Below are 18,574 nucleotides of genomic sequence, written 5' to 3'. Positions count from 1 at the left end.
CCCTGAGTTTATTTTCCTTTATTGCCTTTGAAATCTGTAGGAACACAGGATCACTAGCACACCAGAAACTACCATAGGTAAAGATAAAACCTGCCCCATGGAGATAAATCCACCAAGCAAACCAAGGTGAGAATCAGGCTCACGGAAATATTCGACAAAGAAGCGAAGTATACCATATCCTGCTAAAAATAATCCAGATATCAATCCAGGCGGGGGTAATTTTTTAACAAAATAATGCAAGACTAAGAATAGAACAATACCTTCCAATACAAATTCATACAGCTGAGATGGATGACGAAAAAAAGGCCCCGCGTTTGGAAAAATAACCGCCCATGGTACATGAGTTACTCGTCCCCATAATTCACCATTTATAAAATTACCAATACGACCTGCACCCAATCCAAATGGCACTAATGGAGCAATAAAATCTGCAACATCAAAAAAAGAACGTTCGTTCTTTTTTGCATACCAAAAAATGACACTAATCACTCCAACTAATCCACCGTGAAAAGACATTCCACCCATCCATACTTTAAAAAGATGCAGAGGATCCTTCCAAAAAAGATCAAAATTGTAGAAAAGCACATAACCAATCCGACCTCCAAACACCCCTCCAAAAAAACAAGGAAACAATAAATCAGAGACTTCATTACGAGTCCAATCATTATCAGAGCGTCTAGCACGGTAATTAGCGAACTGAATAGCAAAAATAAAACCAATTAAGTACATCAACCCATACCAACGAATTGACACTGGACCAATAGAAAACAGAACTGGATCAATATTGTGAAATTTGACAAACCCCTGAGAAATTAGCATCTCGCTACCATTAATGCATACATTTTTAAAGACAAACATCTGACTAATCAAAAATCCTAATCTTAATTATCTCCTCCTAATAGTTTAAATTATAAAAGCTTGCTACTTCTTTCGATATTTATAACTATTCTTGAATTTTGATTCTTTGAAAGGCATCGCTAATGCTGCAAACTCTTTCATTGCACGTCGATAAACATCTCTTTTAAAAGAAACAACTTGTCTCACTGGATACCAATAACTCACCCACCGCCAACCATCAAATTCCGGAGTGTTGCTAAGCTGCATATTAATCCGGGATTCATCACAACTTAAACGAAGCAAAAACCACTTCTGCTTCTGTCCAATACAAATAGGTTTCGAATTCCATCTCACTAAGCGTTTAGGCAATTTATACTTTAACCAATAACGACTCATTGCTATAACTTCTACATCTTTTTTTGCAAGACCAACCTCTTCATGCAACTCTCTATACATCGCCTGCTCAGCACTTTCATCCTCGTTAATACCTCCTTGCGGAAATTGCCACGAACGTTGTCCATATCGTTTAGCCCAACAAACCTGACCATAGCTATTACAAATTACAATACCAACATTTAGGCGGTAACCATCGTCATCTATCACTGACCGACCTCAAATAAAATCCTTACCATAGGGGATTTTTTCATATATCTTTGACAGGAGCAAATTTACTGATGTGATTTAGTCCATGATTTATTCAGATAATACATGAAAACCATTCATAAAATCCCCTAAAAATAAAATCAACTGAACAACTTTGATAATGGTGTCAACATGAAACCAAGACCTAAATCGGAAAAAGAATTGCTAGAAAGAGCGCAAGCTATTGCTGGGTTTTCCTTGTTGGAGCTAGCTACCGAAGCTGGTGTTAGAATACCAAAAAACTTACTCAAAAATAAAGGTTGGATCGGCAAACTCTTAGAATGGCACTTAGGCGCTATTTCAAAAAACAAAGCACAACAAGATTTTGAACAATTAGGAATCGAATTAAAAAGCATACCTATTAGTTACAGCGGAAAACCACTAGAAACAACCTCTATATGTCTAGCCCCTTTAGTTGGTGTTCATGGGCTAAAATGGGAACAGAGTCATGTACGTAATAAGCTATCGCGAATTCTATGGATTCCAGTTGAAGGTGACAAAAAAATACCTCTAGCAAAACGATTAGTAGGTTCACCGTTACTCTGGTCTCCTTCAAAAGAAGAAGAATTAAAACTCAAAACTGACTGGGAAGAACTTATGGAAATGATCGCGCTTGGTCAAATAAAACATATCACTGCCCAGTATGGTGAAGCTTTGCAGCTACGACCAAAAGCCACAAATAGCAGAGTTCTTACAAATGCTTACGGAACAAGTGGAAAGCTTATTAAAACTCTTCCTAGAGCTTTCTATCTAAGAACTCAATTTACTGATAACATTCTACAGTCGCATTTTTTTACTTAAAAAATGAAAACTTAGTTCTCAGATCTGTGTACATCAATAGATATTTAATGTAACGACTGAAGCTAAATTTCTAAGTAACATAGAGACTTTCTCCTCGCTAACTAAAGTTTTATATTATTGAACTGATAACTCTTCTGATTACGATTATTTTTTCTATTGGTGATTTAAATCGGTTCACTAAATTGCTAAAATAAGTGAGAAATTCCTAACTTTAATTATAAAAATCAGTTCGTCTTCAACCTATTTTCAAAAAAACAATATTCCATTTGATAGTTTGCTACCACAAAACTATTCAACGTTAAGGTAACTCTCTATGCAAAAACAAAAAACTTTATTACAAGATACATCTTCTTATTTAAAAGAAATGGGCATTAGCCATTGGTTACTAATCCATCCAGAAAAATTAACTGGCTACAAACCAACTAAAATTACTTTGCGAAACTCCTGCAAATTATTGCTAGTGTCTACAAGTTGTCCTGCATTAGAAGAAGCTAAATTGTTCGAACGGGTGCTAAAGAGTATTCAGTTAAATCTATCGCAAGCCCGACATCTCATACCTGAATACTTAAACTACCTCGCTAAACATCAACTTGAATGGATTTGGTTCGCAGATACTAAAATGATTAAAGGAATTGCAGAAAAATCTTTATCCTCTCCTTCGCTATCAAAACTCAACAATAATAGAGGAGAACGTCGTGCGTTATGGAAACAGATTTGTCACTTTAAAAACCTCTGAAATAATATACCAAATACTACTTTAACATGTCTTTTGTGAGACACATATTGACCAAGGAAATAGCAATGATAAAAAAATTACCGCAGTTTCCAATAGAACGCTTGTCCGAAATATTGAATAGACCTAAAAATTTTAAATTATTAGAACGTATTCCTTTAACCTATAATGAGCAACGTTGGCCACTACAATTATCTAAATCAGTTGGTGACGACTTACCTATAATAATACTGGATGTAGAAACGACAGGCTTATCTGTAATAAATGAATCTATCATTGAACTTGCCATGGTAAAAGCGAAGTATAGCCCTTCAGAAAAGCGTATTGTATCCATCTTAGATGTCATGAGTATGTATGAAGATCCAGGTAAACCTATACCCTCTTTTATAACAGAATTGACAGGAATTACCGATAAAATAGTACAGGGTAAGCATATTGACGATATCTTAATCGCCAACTGGCTAGATGATTACCCACTTATCGTTGCACATAATGCACAATTTGATAGGCCTTTTTTTGAAAAACGCTTCAACTCTTTAACCAATTACCGATGGGCTTGTTCAGCCACTGGTATTGATTGGCAAACCTTAGGTTTTCAAGGACGTAAACTGGAATATCTCTTATTGCAACTTGGCTGGTTTTACGAGGGACATCGTGCCATTACAGATAGTTTAGCTCTAACCTGGCTACTTTATTCATTGCCTCAATCAGTAGAAAATTTGTTGTACGAAGCAAACTGTAAAACAGTATTAATACGCGCTATTGGAGCTCCTTTTAATGTCAAAGAACAGCTTAAAAAACGAGGATATCGTTGGCACAACAGTGCTGTAAATAAGTACTGGTGGCGTGAGATTAACGAACAAGTCTTATCAGAAGAAAAGATTTTTTTGGATAATCTTTATGATTGTGGATCAAAATATGCGGATTACGATTATAAAGATGCTACAGAACGCTTTAAAATTTAGCATAAAAACTTATCGTAATTTGTCAAACATTCATACCTTTTTGAATGTTCCATTTGGGATAATTATATATGAACTCAAGGAAATTTTAAGATTCAATTGTTATAATCTGAAGTTTAGATAAAATCCCACTACGCATTTGAGTACACAAATACGCGTATGTTTGTTCGTAACAATGAAGGTAAAACCCGAGTGAATTCCAATCTTATCAAACAAATTCAAAAACGTAGAACCTTTGCTATCATTTCTCACCCAGATGCAGGCAAAACTACAATCACCGAAAAAATACTCTTATTTGGTAATGTGATCCAAAAAGCTGGAACTGTTAAAAGTCGTGGTTCAAATCAGTATGTGAAATCTGACTGGATGAAAATAGAAAAGAAACGTGGTATCTCCGTAACTACCTCAGTAATGCAGTTCCCTTATAAAGATTGCTTAATAAATTTACTCGATACTCCGGGACATAAAGATTTCTCCGAAGATACTTACCGTACACTAACAGCTGTTGATTCTTGTCTGATGGTAATTGATGCTGCAAAAGGTATTGAAGATCGCACACGTAAACTGATAAAAATTACCCGTCTACGCAAGACACCAATTATAACTTTTGTAAATAAACTTGATCGTGATGTTCAAGAACCAATGGAAATTTTAGATGCGATTCAAAACGAAATAGGAGCTTGTACGCCCATTTCATGGCCAATAGGTTACGGTAAAAGGTTTAGAGGTCTGTACCATATCCATCGTAATGAGACTATTTTGTATAAATCTGGTCATGGTCATGAAATTCGTAAAACGCATGTTATCAAAGATCTTTATAACTTAGATTTAGATAAGGCAATAGGTAAAGATCTAGCTGAAAACACTCGTGAAGAACTAGAGCTTATAATTAACGCATATCCAAAATTTGATCAAAACCACTTCTTAGCAAGCAAATTGACCCCAGTATACTTTGGAACTGCGTTAGGAAATTTTGGAGTGGATTATATATTAGACGGCCTAACCAAATGGGCTCCACCTCCACGTTTTCACCAGGCAAATGAACGTCTTGTAAAAGCATCCGAAGAAAAATTCTCTGGATTTGTATTTAAAATACAAGCAAATATGGATCATAAACACCATGATCGTATCGCTTTCATACGCATCGTATCTGGAAAGTATTTAAGAGGTATGAAAATAAACCATGTACGTATCAATAAAATCATCGGTGCAGATGCTGTAGTCTTTATAGCTGGCTGCCGTAAACGAGCTGAGCAAGCCTATCCGGGCGATATTATTGGTTTACATAATCATGGCACGATTAAAATCGGCGATACCTTTACGCAAGGTGAAAAACTAAAATTTTCCGGCATTCCAAATTTTGCTCCAGAATTTCTTCGCCGTATCTGCCTCAAAGAACCATTGAAACAAAAACAGCTGCTCAGAGCTCTAATCCACCTTTCTGAAGAAGGTGCAATTCAAATCTTTCGTCCATTACAGAACAATGATCTCATAGTTGGTGCAATTGGTACACTCCAATTTGATGTTGTTGTAGAACGTCTGAAAATAGAATACAACGTTGAAATAATCTATAAGGACATTAATGCTATAACTGCCCGTTGGATTGAATCTGAGAATAGTAGAAAACTAGAAGAGTTTAAAAATAAAAATAGAGCCAACTTAGCGTTAGATAGTGGAGGTAACCTCTCCTACATCGCTCCAACAATGCTTAATCTAAATTTAGTGCGAGAGCGTTTTCCCAACATTGAATTTTATTCAACACGCGAACATTAATTCTTGAACATAAAAACAGAACTCTAAAGAACAGGCAAAACAAGCTTTGTTAAATTATAGAGCGCTGAACGCAAAAATATACAGGTTGTAATTTACAATTCATAGGTTCTATAGACTAAAATACACCGCATATATTGTAGATTTTATCTGTTATTTCGCATTGTAGTATTATCAACTTTCTTTTATTTTGTTAGACTAGTTTGTTATCTTTACGTTACATAAGACACCGAGTGTATCATCCTTAATACGACTAATGTTATAAAAAGTCGTGAGAACACTACATCGATTCGCATAAAAATTATTATGATAAGGTTGAGCGTGTGAAGCACAGTTTAAAACTGATCGACATTATAGCAGTAGGCTCGATGCTATTTGCCTTTTTTCTTGGAGCAGGGAATATCATATTCCCACCTTTAGCTGGCCAATTAGCTGGTGACAATTTGCTAACAGCAATAATTGGTTTTTTGCTAACAGCAGTAGGCTTACCTCTTATAACTATTGTTGCTATTGCGATATCAGGCGGTTCTTGGGAACACCTTACTAAAGATCTTCCTAAATATGTAGCGACACTAATAGCTATTTTGATCTTTATTATCATTGGCCCCGCTTTTGCAGCTCCTCGAACTGCACTGGTTGCTTATGAAATGGCAGTAAAGCCTTTTTTTATTAATACAATGCAATTAGATCTAGTAATTTTTTCTGCTGTTTTTTTTACAATCATAATATTTTTTGCATGGTCTAGAGGTGGATTAATTAACATTATCGGAAAAATATTAACACCTATCCTATTTATTTGCCTAGTTATACTAGCAATAGCAGTGTTCATAGATCCTCAAGGAAAAATAATTTCTGCACACGGTGAGTATATCACGCATCCTCTACAAAAAGGATTCTTAGAAGGTTATAATACGATGGATATATTTGGCTCACTGATGTTTGGTGTCTTGATTGTCGACACTCTAAGAAGTAAGGGTATTACAGAGTCTAGTATTATATCTAAATACTTAATCAGATCAGCATGCATTGCAGCCATAGGACTAACATTTGTTTATATATCACTTTTTTACTTAGGTGCAACAAGCACGTCTGTGGCATCAAACGCCGACAATGGTGCCCTAATTTTAAGCTTATACGTCCAATCTTTATTCGGAGCACACGGCCAAATAGTACTATCTTTGATAGTGCTGTTGGCATGTTTAACCACAGCAATCGGGCTGATTTCAGCATGTTCAGAATACTTTAGTTCTCTAACTCCTTTTTCATACAAACATTGGGTTGTTATAAACAGTGTTATCTGCGCAACTGTAGCAAATATTGGTCTTTCTCAGCTCATTATAGTTTCCATTCCTGTTTTGTTTACGCTTTATCCAGTAGCTATCACGCTTGTTACCCTCGCGTTTATACGTAAGAAGCTACCGAATACTAAAATGGCCTATTGTGTAGTAATTTTTATCGCTCTTTTATTTGCTTGCCTTGATGCGCTTAAAGTAGTAGGAATTGATGTTTCGGTGTTTAATATACTTCCGTTATTTGAAGTAGGCATGAGCTGGCTGATACCAACAATCACAGCAATTATAGCTATGTTCTTCGTTGATGAAAATCATTCTAGGCATGAGTCAGTAAAAGAAACCTCTAAAAAGAAACTAGATAGATGGTTGGAATTCTAATAAATACGACAAGGTATTGCTAAATTTTTAAACAAATCTCATTTTGATTAATTTGCTGTACTTAATTATACATAGTTGATTTTTTTCTGTATATTCACTATTAGTCTAAAGTAGATCAAAATTAAATTCTGTCGAATGTTGAACTAATATGTTTGAAATCAATCCAATTAAAAACCGCTTGCAAAATTTATCTAAACGTACAAGTATTCTACGGGGGTATCTTTGACTATGATACTAAAAAGGAAAATTTAGAGGAAATCGACTTAGCATTACAACAACCAGATACCTGGAAGAAACCCAAATATGCAGAAGCGTTAGGTAAAGAGCGTGCGTCGTTAGAAATAGCAATACAAACAATAAATTCCCTCGAACAAGATATTGTAGACATTTCCTGTTTAACAGAAATTGCAATTGAAGAAAAAGATGAAACAATATTTCAGACAATTGAAGATGAGATAATTAAACTTGAAAGTAAATTGAATAAACTAGAGTTTCGTCGTATGTTTTCCGGAAACTACGATTCCTTTAACTGTTACATTGATCTAAAATCGGGCTCTGGTGGTACAGAAGCACAAGATTGGACTGCAATGATGCTGCGTATGTACTTACGTTGGACAGAAACCAAAGGGTTTAAAAATAAAATAATTGAAATCTCTGAAGGTGAAGTAACAGGACTAAAAAGCGTTACTATCCATACCTCAGGTAAATATGCTTACGGTTGGTTGCGCACGGAAACTGGCGTGCATCGTTTAGTTCGCAAATCACCCTTTGATTCAAACAGTCGTCGTCATACCTCTTTTGCATCCGTCTTTGTCTATCCAGATATTGATAACAATATTGAAATCGATGTTGACCCTTCTTCTTTGCGGATTGATGTATATCGTGCATCAGGAGCAGGGGGTCAACATGTTAATACCACAGAATCTGCAGTACGTATAACTCATCTGCCAACTAATACGGTCGTACAGTGCCAAAATGATCGTTCTCAGCATAAAAATAAAGAGCAGGCCATGAAGCAGCTACGTGCGAAGTTATTTGAACTTGAAACTCAGAAAAAAAATGCTGAAAAACAAGCAAGCGAAAACGCAAAATCTAATATTACATGGGGCAGTCAAATTCGCTCTTACGTGTTAGATAATTCACGCGTTAAAGATTTACGTACAGGTATAGAAGAACGTGATACACAGTCAGTTCTTGATGGTAATTTAGACAAATTTATCGAAGAAAGCTTAAAGTTAGGGCTGTAAATTCTCTTAATGGTACTATAGAGCACATCAAAAATGAAAGACATAATGAATCCCACCCAAAATTCTGAAGAAGAAAATAAACTAACTATAGAACGTCGAAAAAAACTAGATTACATACGAAAAAATAGTATTGTTAACGGACATCCAAACGACTTCCGTCGCGATAGTTTTGCCTCTGACTTGAAAATAAAATTTTCTAAAAAAACAAAAGAAGAATTAGAAGAATTAAATCATAGGGTAGCGATTGCAGGCCGTATAATGGCAAAACGTGGACCCTTTCTAGTTATTCGAGAAATGTCAGATGACATACAAGTGTATACAACTAAAAGCATCCAGAAAAAACTGAAAAAAAAATATCAAAACTTGGATATTGGCGATATAATAGGCATCAAGGGCGTTCTTAATAAATCTCGTAGAGGCGATCTGTATGTAAGCGTAGAAAACTGCTTCTTACTAACCAAGTCGCTGCGTCCTCTACCAGAAAAATTCTACGGCCTAACCGATCAAGAAACACGCTACAGACAGCGTTATGTAGACTTAATCATTAACAAAAATTCACGTAGAACATTCCGAATTCGTTCTAAGCTCATAGCTGCGATCCGTAGCTTTATGCTTTCTAAAGACTATATAGAAGTTGAAACACCAACGATGCAAGTCGTTCCAGGTGGCGCTACAGCACGTCCATTTACAACTCATCATAACGCGCTAAACATGGATATGTACTTACGCATTGCACCAGAGCTGTATCTAAAGCGCTTAGTTGTAGGCGGTTTCGAGCGTGTGTTTGAGATAGGCCGTAACTTTCGAAATGAAGGTCTTTCCCCATATCACAATCCAGAATTTACCATGATAGAATTTTACCAGGCATACTCTGATTATAAAGACTTAATGCTCCTAACTGAAAACATGCTAAGTTCAATAGCTATTCAAGTTCTTGGTTCAACTTCAATACGTTACGGCACCACAACAATTGAGCTTGGAGGTACTTATGCTCAAATGAGCATGTTTGAGGCAATCAAACTCTACAACCAAGATCATATAGAAATCCAAAATCTAGTAAGGAAAGATCTACAAAACCATAAGCTCATGATATCAATCGCTAAGTTAGTGTGCTTACACACTGAAGAGCAGTGGACTTGCGGTCAGATTCTTGAAAAAATTTTTAGTGAAACAACCGAATCTCAACTTATTCAACCAACATTTATTACTAATTATCCAGCAGAAATTTCTCCGCTTGCTCGTAAGAATGATAAAGACTCATTTTTCTCTGATCGCTTTGAGCTCTTCATTGGTGGTTATGAAATTGCGAACGGTTTTTCCGAATTAAACGATGCGGAAGATCAAGATCTTCGCTTTAAAAAACAACATCTCGATAAACAAAATACGGAAAGCAATGAAACAATAAACTGCTACGATAAAGATTACATCACCGCATTGGAGTATGGATTACCCCCAACTGCAGGTCAAGGTATTGGAATCGATCGCTTAACCATGCTGTTTACTAACACTAAGACTATTAGAGATGTCATACTATTTCCCTCAATGCGTGCCGTAACAAAAGCCTAAAGATACAAAATAAAGATTTCAAAATGCTCATTGCTTCTTGCATGATTAGAAGATCAGTGAAAATTTTTTTAAAAGCATCAAAGCAATACAGTGGAACGCGACCCTTGCCAATTGCTGCATCAAGGATCGCTTGATTGTTGATATTAGAATTCCTTGTTTTGTTGCGCATAAAGTGCAGTAAACACTACATCTGTGGAACTATTTAATGCAGTCTCAGCAGAATCTTGAATAACACCGATAACAAAACCCACTGCAACAACTTGCATTGCTATTTCATTTTGAATACCGAATAAACTACAGGCTAATGGAACAACGAGTAAAGAACCACCAGCAACACCAGACGTACCACAAGCAGAAACTGAAGCCACCAAGCTGAGTAATAACGCCATTAATAGATCTACTTCAAGACCTAGCGTGTGAACAGCAGCGAGAGTTAACACTGTTATCGTAATTGCAGCACCAGCCATATTGATATTCGCACCTAATGGAATTGAAACTGAGTAAGTATCTTCATCTAGCTTCAGCTTTTCACAAAGCAACATATTAACAGGAATATTCGCTGCACTTGAACGAGTAAAAAAGGCTGTAACTCCACTTTCACGTAAACATTTCAGGACTAGAGGATAAGGGTTTTTACCAGTTTTTAAAAAAACAATAATCGGATTTATAACTAGGGCAACAAGTATCATCGCACTAAGCAATACAAATAGCAATCGAGCATAACTAGCTAGTGCTCTAAAACCAGCGCTAGAGAGCGTTACTGATACTAAGCTGAAAATACCAAATGGTGCTAACCGAATGACAAAGTGTACAACTTTAGATAAACCATGACTTAAATCTTGGAATATAGCCTTAGTTGTTACTGATGCACGATCAAGAGCCAAACCTAAAGCAACCGCCCATGCTAAAATACCAATATAATTAGCGTTCATCAATGCACTAATTGGATTGTCAACTAACTTAAATAGTAATGCGTTAAATATATCGATTATACCCTGAGGAGGTGGTGTAATACTAACGGTATTTTCAACTAAAGTAAGCGTGGTCGGAAACAAGAAACTTAATGCAACAGCCGTTACAGCAGCAGTAAATGTACTTAGAAAATATAAAAGCACAATTGGACGCATACGAGCATGTCGATTCTTCGTTCGATTTAGAATAGAGGAAGCCACAAGAATGAATACTAAAATTGGGGCTACAGCCTTGAGCGCACCCACAAAAAGAGTTCCAAATAATCCGAATTTTTTTGCACTTTCTGGAACTAAAATTGCCAATACTACACCAAAAACGATGCCGGCAAGAATTTGTAAAACTAGATTGCCTCGAATAAAACGGACAAATGTATTTTTATATTGCATAATCATTCCTGTAATGAATCAATTTATAGAATTATAGTCATTGAAACTAAAGCAGGATAATACTAGCGATTCGAAATCATGTGTCCAGAATTAATTGACATTTCGCACTCAAAAACGGAAAGGAAGGATCAGCAGGTAGAAAATAAAATACCTAATATCTGAATCAGTTTCCCGGATAAAATAAATTAATAGCCTACCTTTTGTTGCTAACAAAAGGTAGGCTATCCAGCAAGAGTCATGAATGCTCCGTAATACAAGAATTCGAAAACACGATCACTATTTAATAAAAATATTTATTACTTTTAGACTATTGGTACTTTGAATGTGTACTCTTCACCATCAGAGAAAACAAGCTTTAAATCAATCTCTTTACCTGCCACCAACCTTTCTTTTAGATCGTAAAGCATTATATGTAAACCACCCGGTTTTAGCACTACCTTACCTTTTGCAGGTAACTCAATATTATGCATACGACGCATTTTCATTACATCGCCCTCTTTAACCACATCATGCAATTCTGCTTTAGAGGCTACATCAGTAACGGCCGATACAATCGTATAAACTTCATCACTAAAGCTCATGATTTCAAAAAAGACAGCACCACTTATTGCGTTTAGTGGTGTAGTTTTAGCATAGGGAGCGTATACTACTACGTTTTTTTCTGCATAAACGAACGAGCTCAATATCAAGCTCAAAGTCAGAAAAAGCTTTTTCATTCTAAAATCCTCTTTATTTTTGTATTAGTAATCATATTAATAGTTTCAATCAATGGATCTGGAGAAAATGTATGTGCTACTTTAGCAATTAAAGCACCATTTGGTTCTAAAAAATAAAAATTTGAACTGTGATCAATTGTATATTTCATTTGAGAACCTTCAAGTTTGGTTTTATAAAAAATTACGCCATAGCGGGATGCAAGTTCTGTTATTACCTCTAAAGGAGCCGAAAAACCTTCTATCATCGTATGAAAATACTGCGCGTACTGATGCGCGAAATTAGCTTTATCATGCTCAGGATCCAAAGATACAAACAATGGTCGCAACTTCGCTCTATCCACCTCATCAATTTCGTTTAACGCAGTGGCCAAAACAGATAATGAAGTTGGACAAATATCCGGACAACGAGTAAAACCAAAATAAACGATTCGAATTCTTGTATCTTGCAAATCAAAAATATCAGTTCCATTTTCATCTTTCCCAAATAACAATAAACTTAGAAGAGAAGAAGCGTCTTTTGACATTTCTAAATAAATCCTGAAACCCAATCCCAATACAAAAGCAAAAACAACAACAACAAGCAAATAATGTCTACTCATTTTAAGATCCTAATTGCTGGATAAACAGTATCAATCCCATCAGACAGAGTCCCAATCCATGTCATTTTATTTGCAGTACATATTGGAAAGACAATATCAGTGTCATAAATCTTATTACCAATGGACTGTAAGCGGTATTTTATTACCCCCATATCCATTTCTAATCCTCTCATACTCAACAGCAACCCTTTAGGATGACTATTTTTCCATCGTACTGTCATCTTAAATGGAACCAGTGGTTGAATAATATCTTTATTTAATGTCATAACTACTTCATTCTGGATGCAAGTCCCATCTGAAAGCATACAATATTCCTCAATAGGCATTATTGAGTTCAATTGATTTAAGCAATCAATAAGGTCGTACAAAAAAAATCCGACTCCTGAAGCTAGAAAACCTATTAAAGTTTTAATTAAAAAATGCATAATTATTAACGTCAGATTAACATCTAAAGAAATTATCCTTTTGAAATTTTTTCTAATCCTAAAACTAATCCAACAGCACAAAACATAAAAATAACAGCCGATCCTAATTGAGCTGGTTGAGCTGATACAATTTCAAATTCAAATGGCGATAGATTCTTCTCTAAGAAAGGCGTTAGCTCTCCATTAGCGTCAATACGCCACGAAACTGTGATCTTCCAAGGCCACAACTTAGGTAAAGAACCAAGCATTAACCCACTTAAAAACAACAATGTTACATCCCTAAATTTATTTATAAAAAAATAAATCAAACGTGCAAAAGACAAAAGACCACCTACACAACCAAGTAAAAACAATACAAGTGTATCAATCTGAAATGACTTAACTGCCTCTAGCATAGGAGTATACATTCCAAGGAAAATTAAAACTAGGCTTCCAGAAATACCCGGCAAAATCATTGCACAAATTGCCAAAGAACCGGCAAATAATATAGCAATGCCTGTAAATTCAAATTGAAGCGGTCTTAACATCGTAATGACATATGCAAACACTCCTCCAAATACTAAAAACAAAAATCGAAAAAAGCTACATTGTTTTTTCATTTGTCTAAACATATGAAATGCGGATATGAGAATTAATCCAAAGAAAAATGACCAGGTCTGGATTGGATTTGACACTAACAACCAAGAGACCAATTTAGCTAATGTCAGAATACCAATCAAAATACCGCCTAACAAAGCAATAAGGAAAAAACCATTAATATATTCAAAGGCGTTTTTAAATCCATCTTTTTTCCAAACCGATATAAAACCTAAATTAATAGAACGAATACTTTTAAGTAATATATCGTAAATACCAGCAATAAAGGCGATAGTGCCTCCAGAAACGCCAGGAACAACATCAGCTGCACCCATTAATATTCCTTTTAAAAAAACACCAAAGTAATTCATTTAATTGTTTATCCATTGTATTTAAAAGAAAAATAGAAAAGTTAATGACTTTATAATTTTTAAAATATTTAACCAATTTAGAACACACAACTCTATATTTAATTGCTTACCTTTATGAGCATAGTAAAAGAATTCAAAAAAAATCTTTTTTAACAATGTAAACAACGAAAACAAATCATATATGACAAAAAAAGATAAATCATGATTCAGATCGTAGATTATAGTAATAAAACGTTACCAAATTTATAGGCTTGCATATTTTATGATGTAGAGGCAAAATGACAGCTGTGTAAATGGTGGTCTATTGACTGTACTCTTTCTAAAGTTTGTTGTTATTGGTAATTTTTGCATGAGAAAAAAAATCGAACTCAAGAAGTACACGTAGCTCCAATACACGAAGTCATTGAAAAATCTTCCATGTATGTAAATTTAATACATTAGTTATTGCAGGAACTTATGATTATACGTCGTACTATTTTAGCTCTTTTATTATTTACGCTAGTACCCTTTGGGATAGATAAACCAGCATATTCGGAAGAAAGCAATCCAATTGCTACTATTGATGCGAAAATAAATATAAAGCAAACCGAACTTGATTCTGCTGCATCAAGCTACGAAGCTGAAAATCATAAACTTCAACAAATTAAAAATGAACTAAACCGACTTTCGAGATATGGAGAAGAACTCAATCTTAAACAGGAACGAGCTAAGTTAGACCTCGACAAACAATACAATCGATTACTTGAAGAGCCTGAGATTGATCTCATTTCTTTTCAGAAAAAGTATCAAGAATCCTGGTCTGAGGTAAAACAGAATCATTCTGATCAACTTGATGCTAAGCAAGCAATCACTGAAAGTGAGATACTTCTAGATCAGATTAAACAAAAGCAGGATCGTCTGAACGCTGAATTCTCTAATTTGCAGGAATTGCGAGTATCTGCAAGAATTAGACGTCTCGAATCTGAGCTGCGTAAAAGTAGTACTTTTGAAACGAGTTTTCAAACAACCTGTTCAATGACCATGACGCTTGGTGAGTGTTCGAACCAGGGTATATATCTGACTAAACAAAAAGCCGTTAAATCTTTCCGCGAAAAACTATTTTTTAATTTAAGTGAATCAGCTCTCGTAAAGCAGAACGTGAAAGACGTTCAATTGAATATCTACATTCAAGAAAATCAGATTATTCGTAGCGGCTTTAAAGGCGAAAACGAGCACTTTACTCAAATGAAACTACAATTACAAGCGAAACCTGAATTAACAGCTGCATGCAAACTTCTTAATGTTTCAGCACGTTACTGTTTAAAAGGTGAAGCTTTGAAAAAGCCAAAAGAGAACAATAAAAAATGGGTCAATGTCATTGTTCGCTCCGATCAATACAACGATTCAGTTACAATCAACGGAATAAAGTACGGAAGCACTCCAATTGAAGTGCTGCTACCAAAGGGTGATCACCAAATAACAGTTTCTAAAAATCGTTACGAAACATATAATCGAACTGTTAGGATCGATGGTAATCACACTATATGGGCAAAACTAAAACAAAAAAAAAATAGTTAATTCAAATTTTTTATCTAGAGATATTAAAGAAGTGCCGTTTTAAGGAAAAATATTTTTGTACGGATTAATCAATTATTTTTCTTACTAAAGTAGAAAGACAATGCAACAAAGTTCAGCGGTTCTGATATTCGTGATATCAACCTACCTAGCAACAACATTAGTCATGGCTAGTCAAACGTATTCCTCAATCATCGAGATTGAGAATGCTATTTTTGATAGACGTTCTGAACTATCAAAAGCCTATAAAAAAAAAGAGGAATGTAAACAAGTTATTCAAAACGAACAAAAACAACTAGTCACGCTAAATTTTAAAGCAGAAAAGTTAAATAAGTTGCTAAATAAAACAAAGTCTAATTTTGATCATGAATATCAAAAAATGATTAATAATCCGAAATTAAATTTGATGCGATTACAAAATTCTTATCGAAAAGTTTGGATGGAAGTAAAAGAAAATCAGAGCAATCGTTTAAAACAGGAAAAAAAGTTAAAGGAGTTACAAACACAACTAATAAAAAAAGAAGCTAATATCAAAACAATTAAATTGCATTTAATCCAATTAGAAGAAAAGAAAATACGTGCTCGTACTAGTCGCTTAAAAAAAGAATTAAAACGAAATGACACACAGCAAGTCATTTTTACCAATACATGCGATACAACAATGACATTTGAACAATGTAAAAAACAAACCGAAACTTTAGCTCAAGAAAAAGTAATTGACGAATTTCAAAAAATAATCATCACTGAAACCACAGAAAGCGATTTAATCAAAAAAAATGTTGATAACGGTTTATTAGACATCCACCTACTGCATTACGAAACCTTTGAATCTGGTTTCTATGATGACAAACACTACAAAATTATTTTAAATGCAAACCTAGCTACATACCCAAGCGAAACTATAGCGTGCAAATTACTTAAATTAGAATCCAAATATTGTTTTGCTTTTGGCGATCATAGCACAACTAAATTTACACAAAATGAGAAAGTTGCTTGGGTAAAATTAAGAGTCGATTCAAATCAACACAACGACAACATATCAATTGATGGGATCTCTTATGGTAGCTCTCCTGTAGAGATCATGTTACCAACAGGACCGCACATGATTACTATAGAGAAAGAAGGCTATCATTCTTTTATTCAAAAAAAAATAGACATTAATGCAGACAAAATATTGAAAGCTATCTTAAAGGAAAAAGAAAACAAACTGATTGCAGGTTATAAGTTTGCAGATTCTTTACCCGGAAAACATGAAGCACCTAGTATGGTTGCTTTAATTCCAAGCAAATACTCGAACTCTAAAAAATTATCGAAAAAAGTTAATTTCCCTTATGCTTTCGGAATTGGGCTAACTCCTGTAACTGTTGAACAATTCGCAAACTTTGTCAATATCACTAATTACCTAACAGAAGCAGAAAATAAACATACCTGTACCACTATCAACGATTCTAAAAACATTCCTATTCCTAATGGCTCTTGGCGTAATCCTGGCTTTAAACAATTTAATAACTCACCTGTAGTTTGTATAAGCAAAAACGACGCCAAAGCTTACACACAATGGTTAAGCAAAGAAACAGGCTATACCTACCGATTACCAAGCGAAGATGAATGGGAAATTGCAGCTCTTCTCGACAGTCAAGATAATTACTGGTGGGGTAATGAATTCAAACCCGGTGAAGCTAACACAGGATGGGGTGGAACACTTTGGTCTAACCAAGGCACTTCACCGGTCCGAGCTTTTTCTCCAAATCAAATTGGACTTTATGACATGGTTGGCAATGTTTGGGAATGGACCAACGATAAACGTGGCATCGTCAAAGGTGGAGCGTGGATCTTTTCACCAAACATGGCTGCAGCCGATAAACGCCTTTTCCTTGCGGAGTCCTCTTCTTCAAATTATACTGGTTTTCGAGTAGTAAGAGACATCAACAACAATCTAACAAATTAGGGAGCGAGTCGATCAACTTTCCATCGATTTTCGCATTTTGTAAATAAAAATCTATCATGTAATCTATGTCTGCCACCTTGCCAAAACTCAATTGTTTCTGGACGAATTCTAAACCCTCCCCAATAATTTGGTATTGGAACTTCTCTTCGTTCAAACTTTTGTTGTAATTCCAAGAATTTTCCTTCCAAAACACTATGAGTAGAAATTTTACTACTTTGCTTACTTACGATAGAGGCGATTTGACTTTCCTTTGGACGAGAAGAGAAATACCTCACGTTTTCCATCTTAGTCAGTCTTTTTGCCGTACCAGTCACATGAACCTGACGCTCCATAGAACACCAAGAAAAATGCAAACTTACTTTGTTATTTAGTTTTATATGGTTAGCTTTACGGCTAGCAAAATTTGTATAAAAAACAAAACCACACTTATTAACACTCTTTAATAAAACAACACGCTGAAAGGGTTGGCCTTCTTTATTGACTGTTGCAATAGTCATCGCTGTAGGATCTATCAATCTAGCATCGATAGCTTCCTGCAACCAAAAATTAAATTGATCAATCGGATCAAGCTTCAAATTTTTTCTTCTTAAGCTAGTTTTTACATATTCTCTACGAAAATCTGAAAGATCCATTTTTAAAATGACAAATCTATAATTAATGAAAAATAAACTACTACAAGATATTTCCTAAATGGTGGGCGATACTGGGTTCGAACCAGTGACCCCCTGCTTGTAAGGCAGGTGCTCTCCCAACTGAGCTAATCGCCCTTTTATTTCATATTAAGTGAAACAAAAAAAAA

General features: G+C 35.1%; 17 protein-coding genes and 1 tRNA gene. 9 read left to right on the top strand and 9 right to left on the bottom strand.

The features are described from left to right. Positions 1–18: 18 nt before the first annotated feature. Positions 19–813 carry a prolipoprotein diacylglyceryl transferase gene (gene lgt, locus CF67_RS04150; RefSeq protein WP_034414854.1) on the bottom strand — a complete coding sequence of 265 codons (795 nt, stop codon included), beginning with the start codon at positions 811–813 and terminating at the stop codon, positions 19–21. A 108-nt stretch (positions 814–921) separates the two neighbouring features. Beyond that, positions 922–1,440 (bottom strand): RNA pyrophosphohydrolase, encoded by a 519-nt coding sequence (rppH, locus tag CF67_RS04145; RefSeq protein WP_034414805.1) that lies wholly within the window; start codon positions 1,438–1,440, stop codon positions 922–924. 171 nt (positions 1,441–1,611) lie between these two features. On the opposite strand from rppH, the gene mutH reads away from it, so the two are divergent. From mutH to lysS, 7 genes are all read left to right on the top strand, one after another. Next, positions 1,612–2,280, top strand: coding sequence for a DNA mismatch repair endonuclease MutH (gene mutH / locus CF67_RS04140; protein WP_034414801.1), 669 nt, complete (start codon positions 1,612–1,614; stop codon positions 2,278–2,280). A gap of 313 nt (positions 2,281–2,593) precedes the next feature. After that, on the top strand, positions 2,594–3,016 hold the full coding sequence (locus CF67_RS04135; protein WP_052538124.1) for a DNA polymerase III subunit psi: 423 nt from the start codon (positions 2,594–2,596) through the stop codon (positions 3,014–3,016). Positions 3,017–3,081: 65 nt separating this feature from the next. After that, on the top strand, positions 3,082–3,978 hold the full coding sequence (locus CF67_RS04130; RefSeq protein WP_034414800.1) for a 3'-5' exonuclease: 897 nt from the start codon (positions 3,082–3,084) through the stop codon (positions 3,976–3,978). A gap of 156 nt (positions 3,979–4,134) precedes the next feature. Continuing rightward, complete coding sequence (gene prfC / locus CF67_RS04125; RefSeq protein WP_052538122.1) at positions 4,135–5,748, top strand: peptide chain release factor 3; 1,614 nt, start codon at positions 4,135–4,137, stop codon at positions 5,746–5,748. Between the two features lie 320 nt (positions 5,749–6,068). After that, positions 6,069–7,415, top strand: coding sequence for a branched-chain amino acid transport system II carrier protein (brnQ, locus tag CF67_RS04120; protein WP_034414799.1), 1,347 nt, complete (start codon positions 6,069–6,071; stop codon positions 7,413–7,415). A 148-nt stretch (positions 7,416–7,563) separates the two neighbouring features. Then, a protein-coding gene (gene prfB / locus CF67_RS04115) for a peptide chain release factor 2 (RefSeq protein ID WP_155994564.1) occupies positions 7,564–8,662 on the top strand; the annotation gives its coding sequence in 2 pieces (ribosomal slippage) (positions 7,564–7,638 and positions 7,640–8,662; 1,098 coding nt in all). Positions 8,663–8,707: 45 nt separating this feature from the next. After that, positions 8,708–10,228 (top strand): lysine--tRNA ligase, encoded by a 1,521-nt coding sequence (gene lysS / locus CF67_RS04110; protein WP_420887591.1) that lies wholly within the window; start codon positions 8,708–8,710, stop codon positions 10,226–10,228. Between the two features lie 143 nt (positions 10,229–10,371). On the opposite strand, the gene sstT is transcribed toward lysS, so the two are convergent. The 5 genes from sstT to CF67_RS04085 all read right to left on the bottom strand — a co-directional run bounded on the left by sstT (position 10,372) and on the right by CF67_RS04085 (position 14,273). After that, positions 10,372–11,586: a serine/threonine transporter SstT gene (gene sstT, locus CF67_RS04105; protein WP_034414797.1), complete on the bottom strand. Its 1,215-nt coding sequence runs from the start codon at positions 11,584–11,586 to the stop codon at positions 10,372–10,374. A gap of 302 nt (positions 11,587–11,888) precedes the next feature. Further along, positions 11,889–12,302 carry a copper chaperone PCu(A)C gene (locus CF67_RS04100; protein WP_034414795.1) on the bottom strand — a complete coding sequence of 138 codons (414 nt, stop codon included), beginning with the start codon at positions 12,300–12,302 and terminating at the stop codon, positions 11,889–11,891. After that, complete coding sequence (locus CF67_RS04095) at positions 12,299–12,901, bottom strand: SCO family protein (RefSeq protein ID WP_034414793.1); 603 nt, start codon at positions 12,899–12,901, stop codon at positions 12,299–12,301. Before CF67_RS04095 ends, CF67_RS04100 begins: the two co-directional genes overlap by 4 nt. Further along, a complete protein-coding gene (locus CF67_RS04090) occupies positions 12,898–13,269 on the bottom strand; it encodes a hypothetical protein (protein WP_155994562.1) in 372 nt (123 codons plus the stop codon). Before CF67_RS04090 ends, CF67_RS04095 begins: the two co-directional genes overlap by 4 nt. An 89-nt stretch (positions 13,270–13,358) precedes the next feature. Beyond that, complete coding sequence (locus tag CF67_RS04085; protein ID WP_034414790.1) at positions 13,359–14,273, bottom strand: polyprenyl-phosphate transporter; 915 nt, start codon at positions 14,271–14,273, stop codon at positions 13,359–13,361. 459 nt (positions 14,274–14,732) lie between these two features. Here CF67_RS04085 and CF67_RS04080 point away from each other — a divergent pair, with 459 nt between their 5' ends. Both CF67_RS04080 and CF67_RS04075 read left to right on the top strand, forming a co-directional pair. Continuing rightward, positions 14,733–15,830 carry a PEGA domain-containing protein gene (locus CF67_RS04080; RefSeq protein ID WP_034414841.1) on the top strand — a complete coding sequence of 366 codons (1,098 nt, stop codon included), beginning with the start codon at positions 14,733–14,735 and terminating at the stop codon, positions 15,828–15,830. 100 nt (positions 15,831–15,930) lie between these two features. After that, positions 15,931–17,775 (top strand): formylglycine-generating enzyme family protein, encoded by a 1,845-nt coding sequence (locus tag CF67_RS04075; protein ID WP_034414787.1) that lies wholly within the window; start codon positions 15,931–15,933, stop codon positions 17,773–17,775. Here the strand turns inward: CF67_RS04075 and pdxH are convergent. Together pdxH and CF67_RS04065 are read right to left on the bottom strand one after the other, a co-directional pair. Next, positions 17,772–18,407 (bottom strand): pyridoxamine 5'-phosphate oxidase, encoded by a 636-nt coding sequence (pdxH, locus tag CF67_RS04070; protein ID WP_034414783.1) that lies wholly within the window; start codon positions 18,405–18,407, stop codon positions 17,772–17,774. The genes CF67_RS04075 and pdxH overlap by 4 nt on opposite strands. 59 nt (positions 18,408–18,466) lie before the next feature. Further along, positions 18,467–18,542 (bottom strand) — tRNA-Val (locus tag CF67_RS04065). Positions 18,543–18,574: the final 32 nt, after the last annotated feature.

It is taken from the genome of Candidatus Photodesmus blepharonis (assembly GCF_000731795.2).
In the GTDB taxonomy this organism is placed as follows: domain Bacteria; phylum Pseudomonadota; class Gammaproteobacteria; order Enterobacterales; family Vibrionaceae; genus Vibrio; species Vibrio blepharonis.
This window is presented reverse-complemented; position numbering and strand designations above follow the sequence as displayed.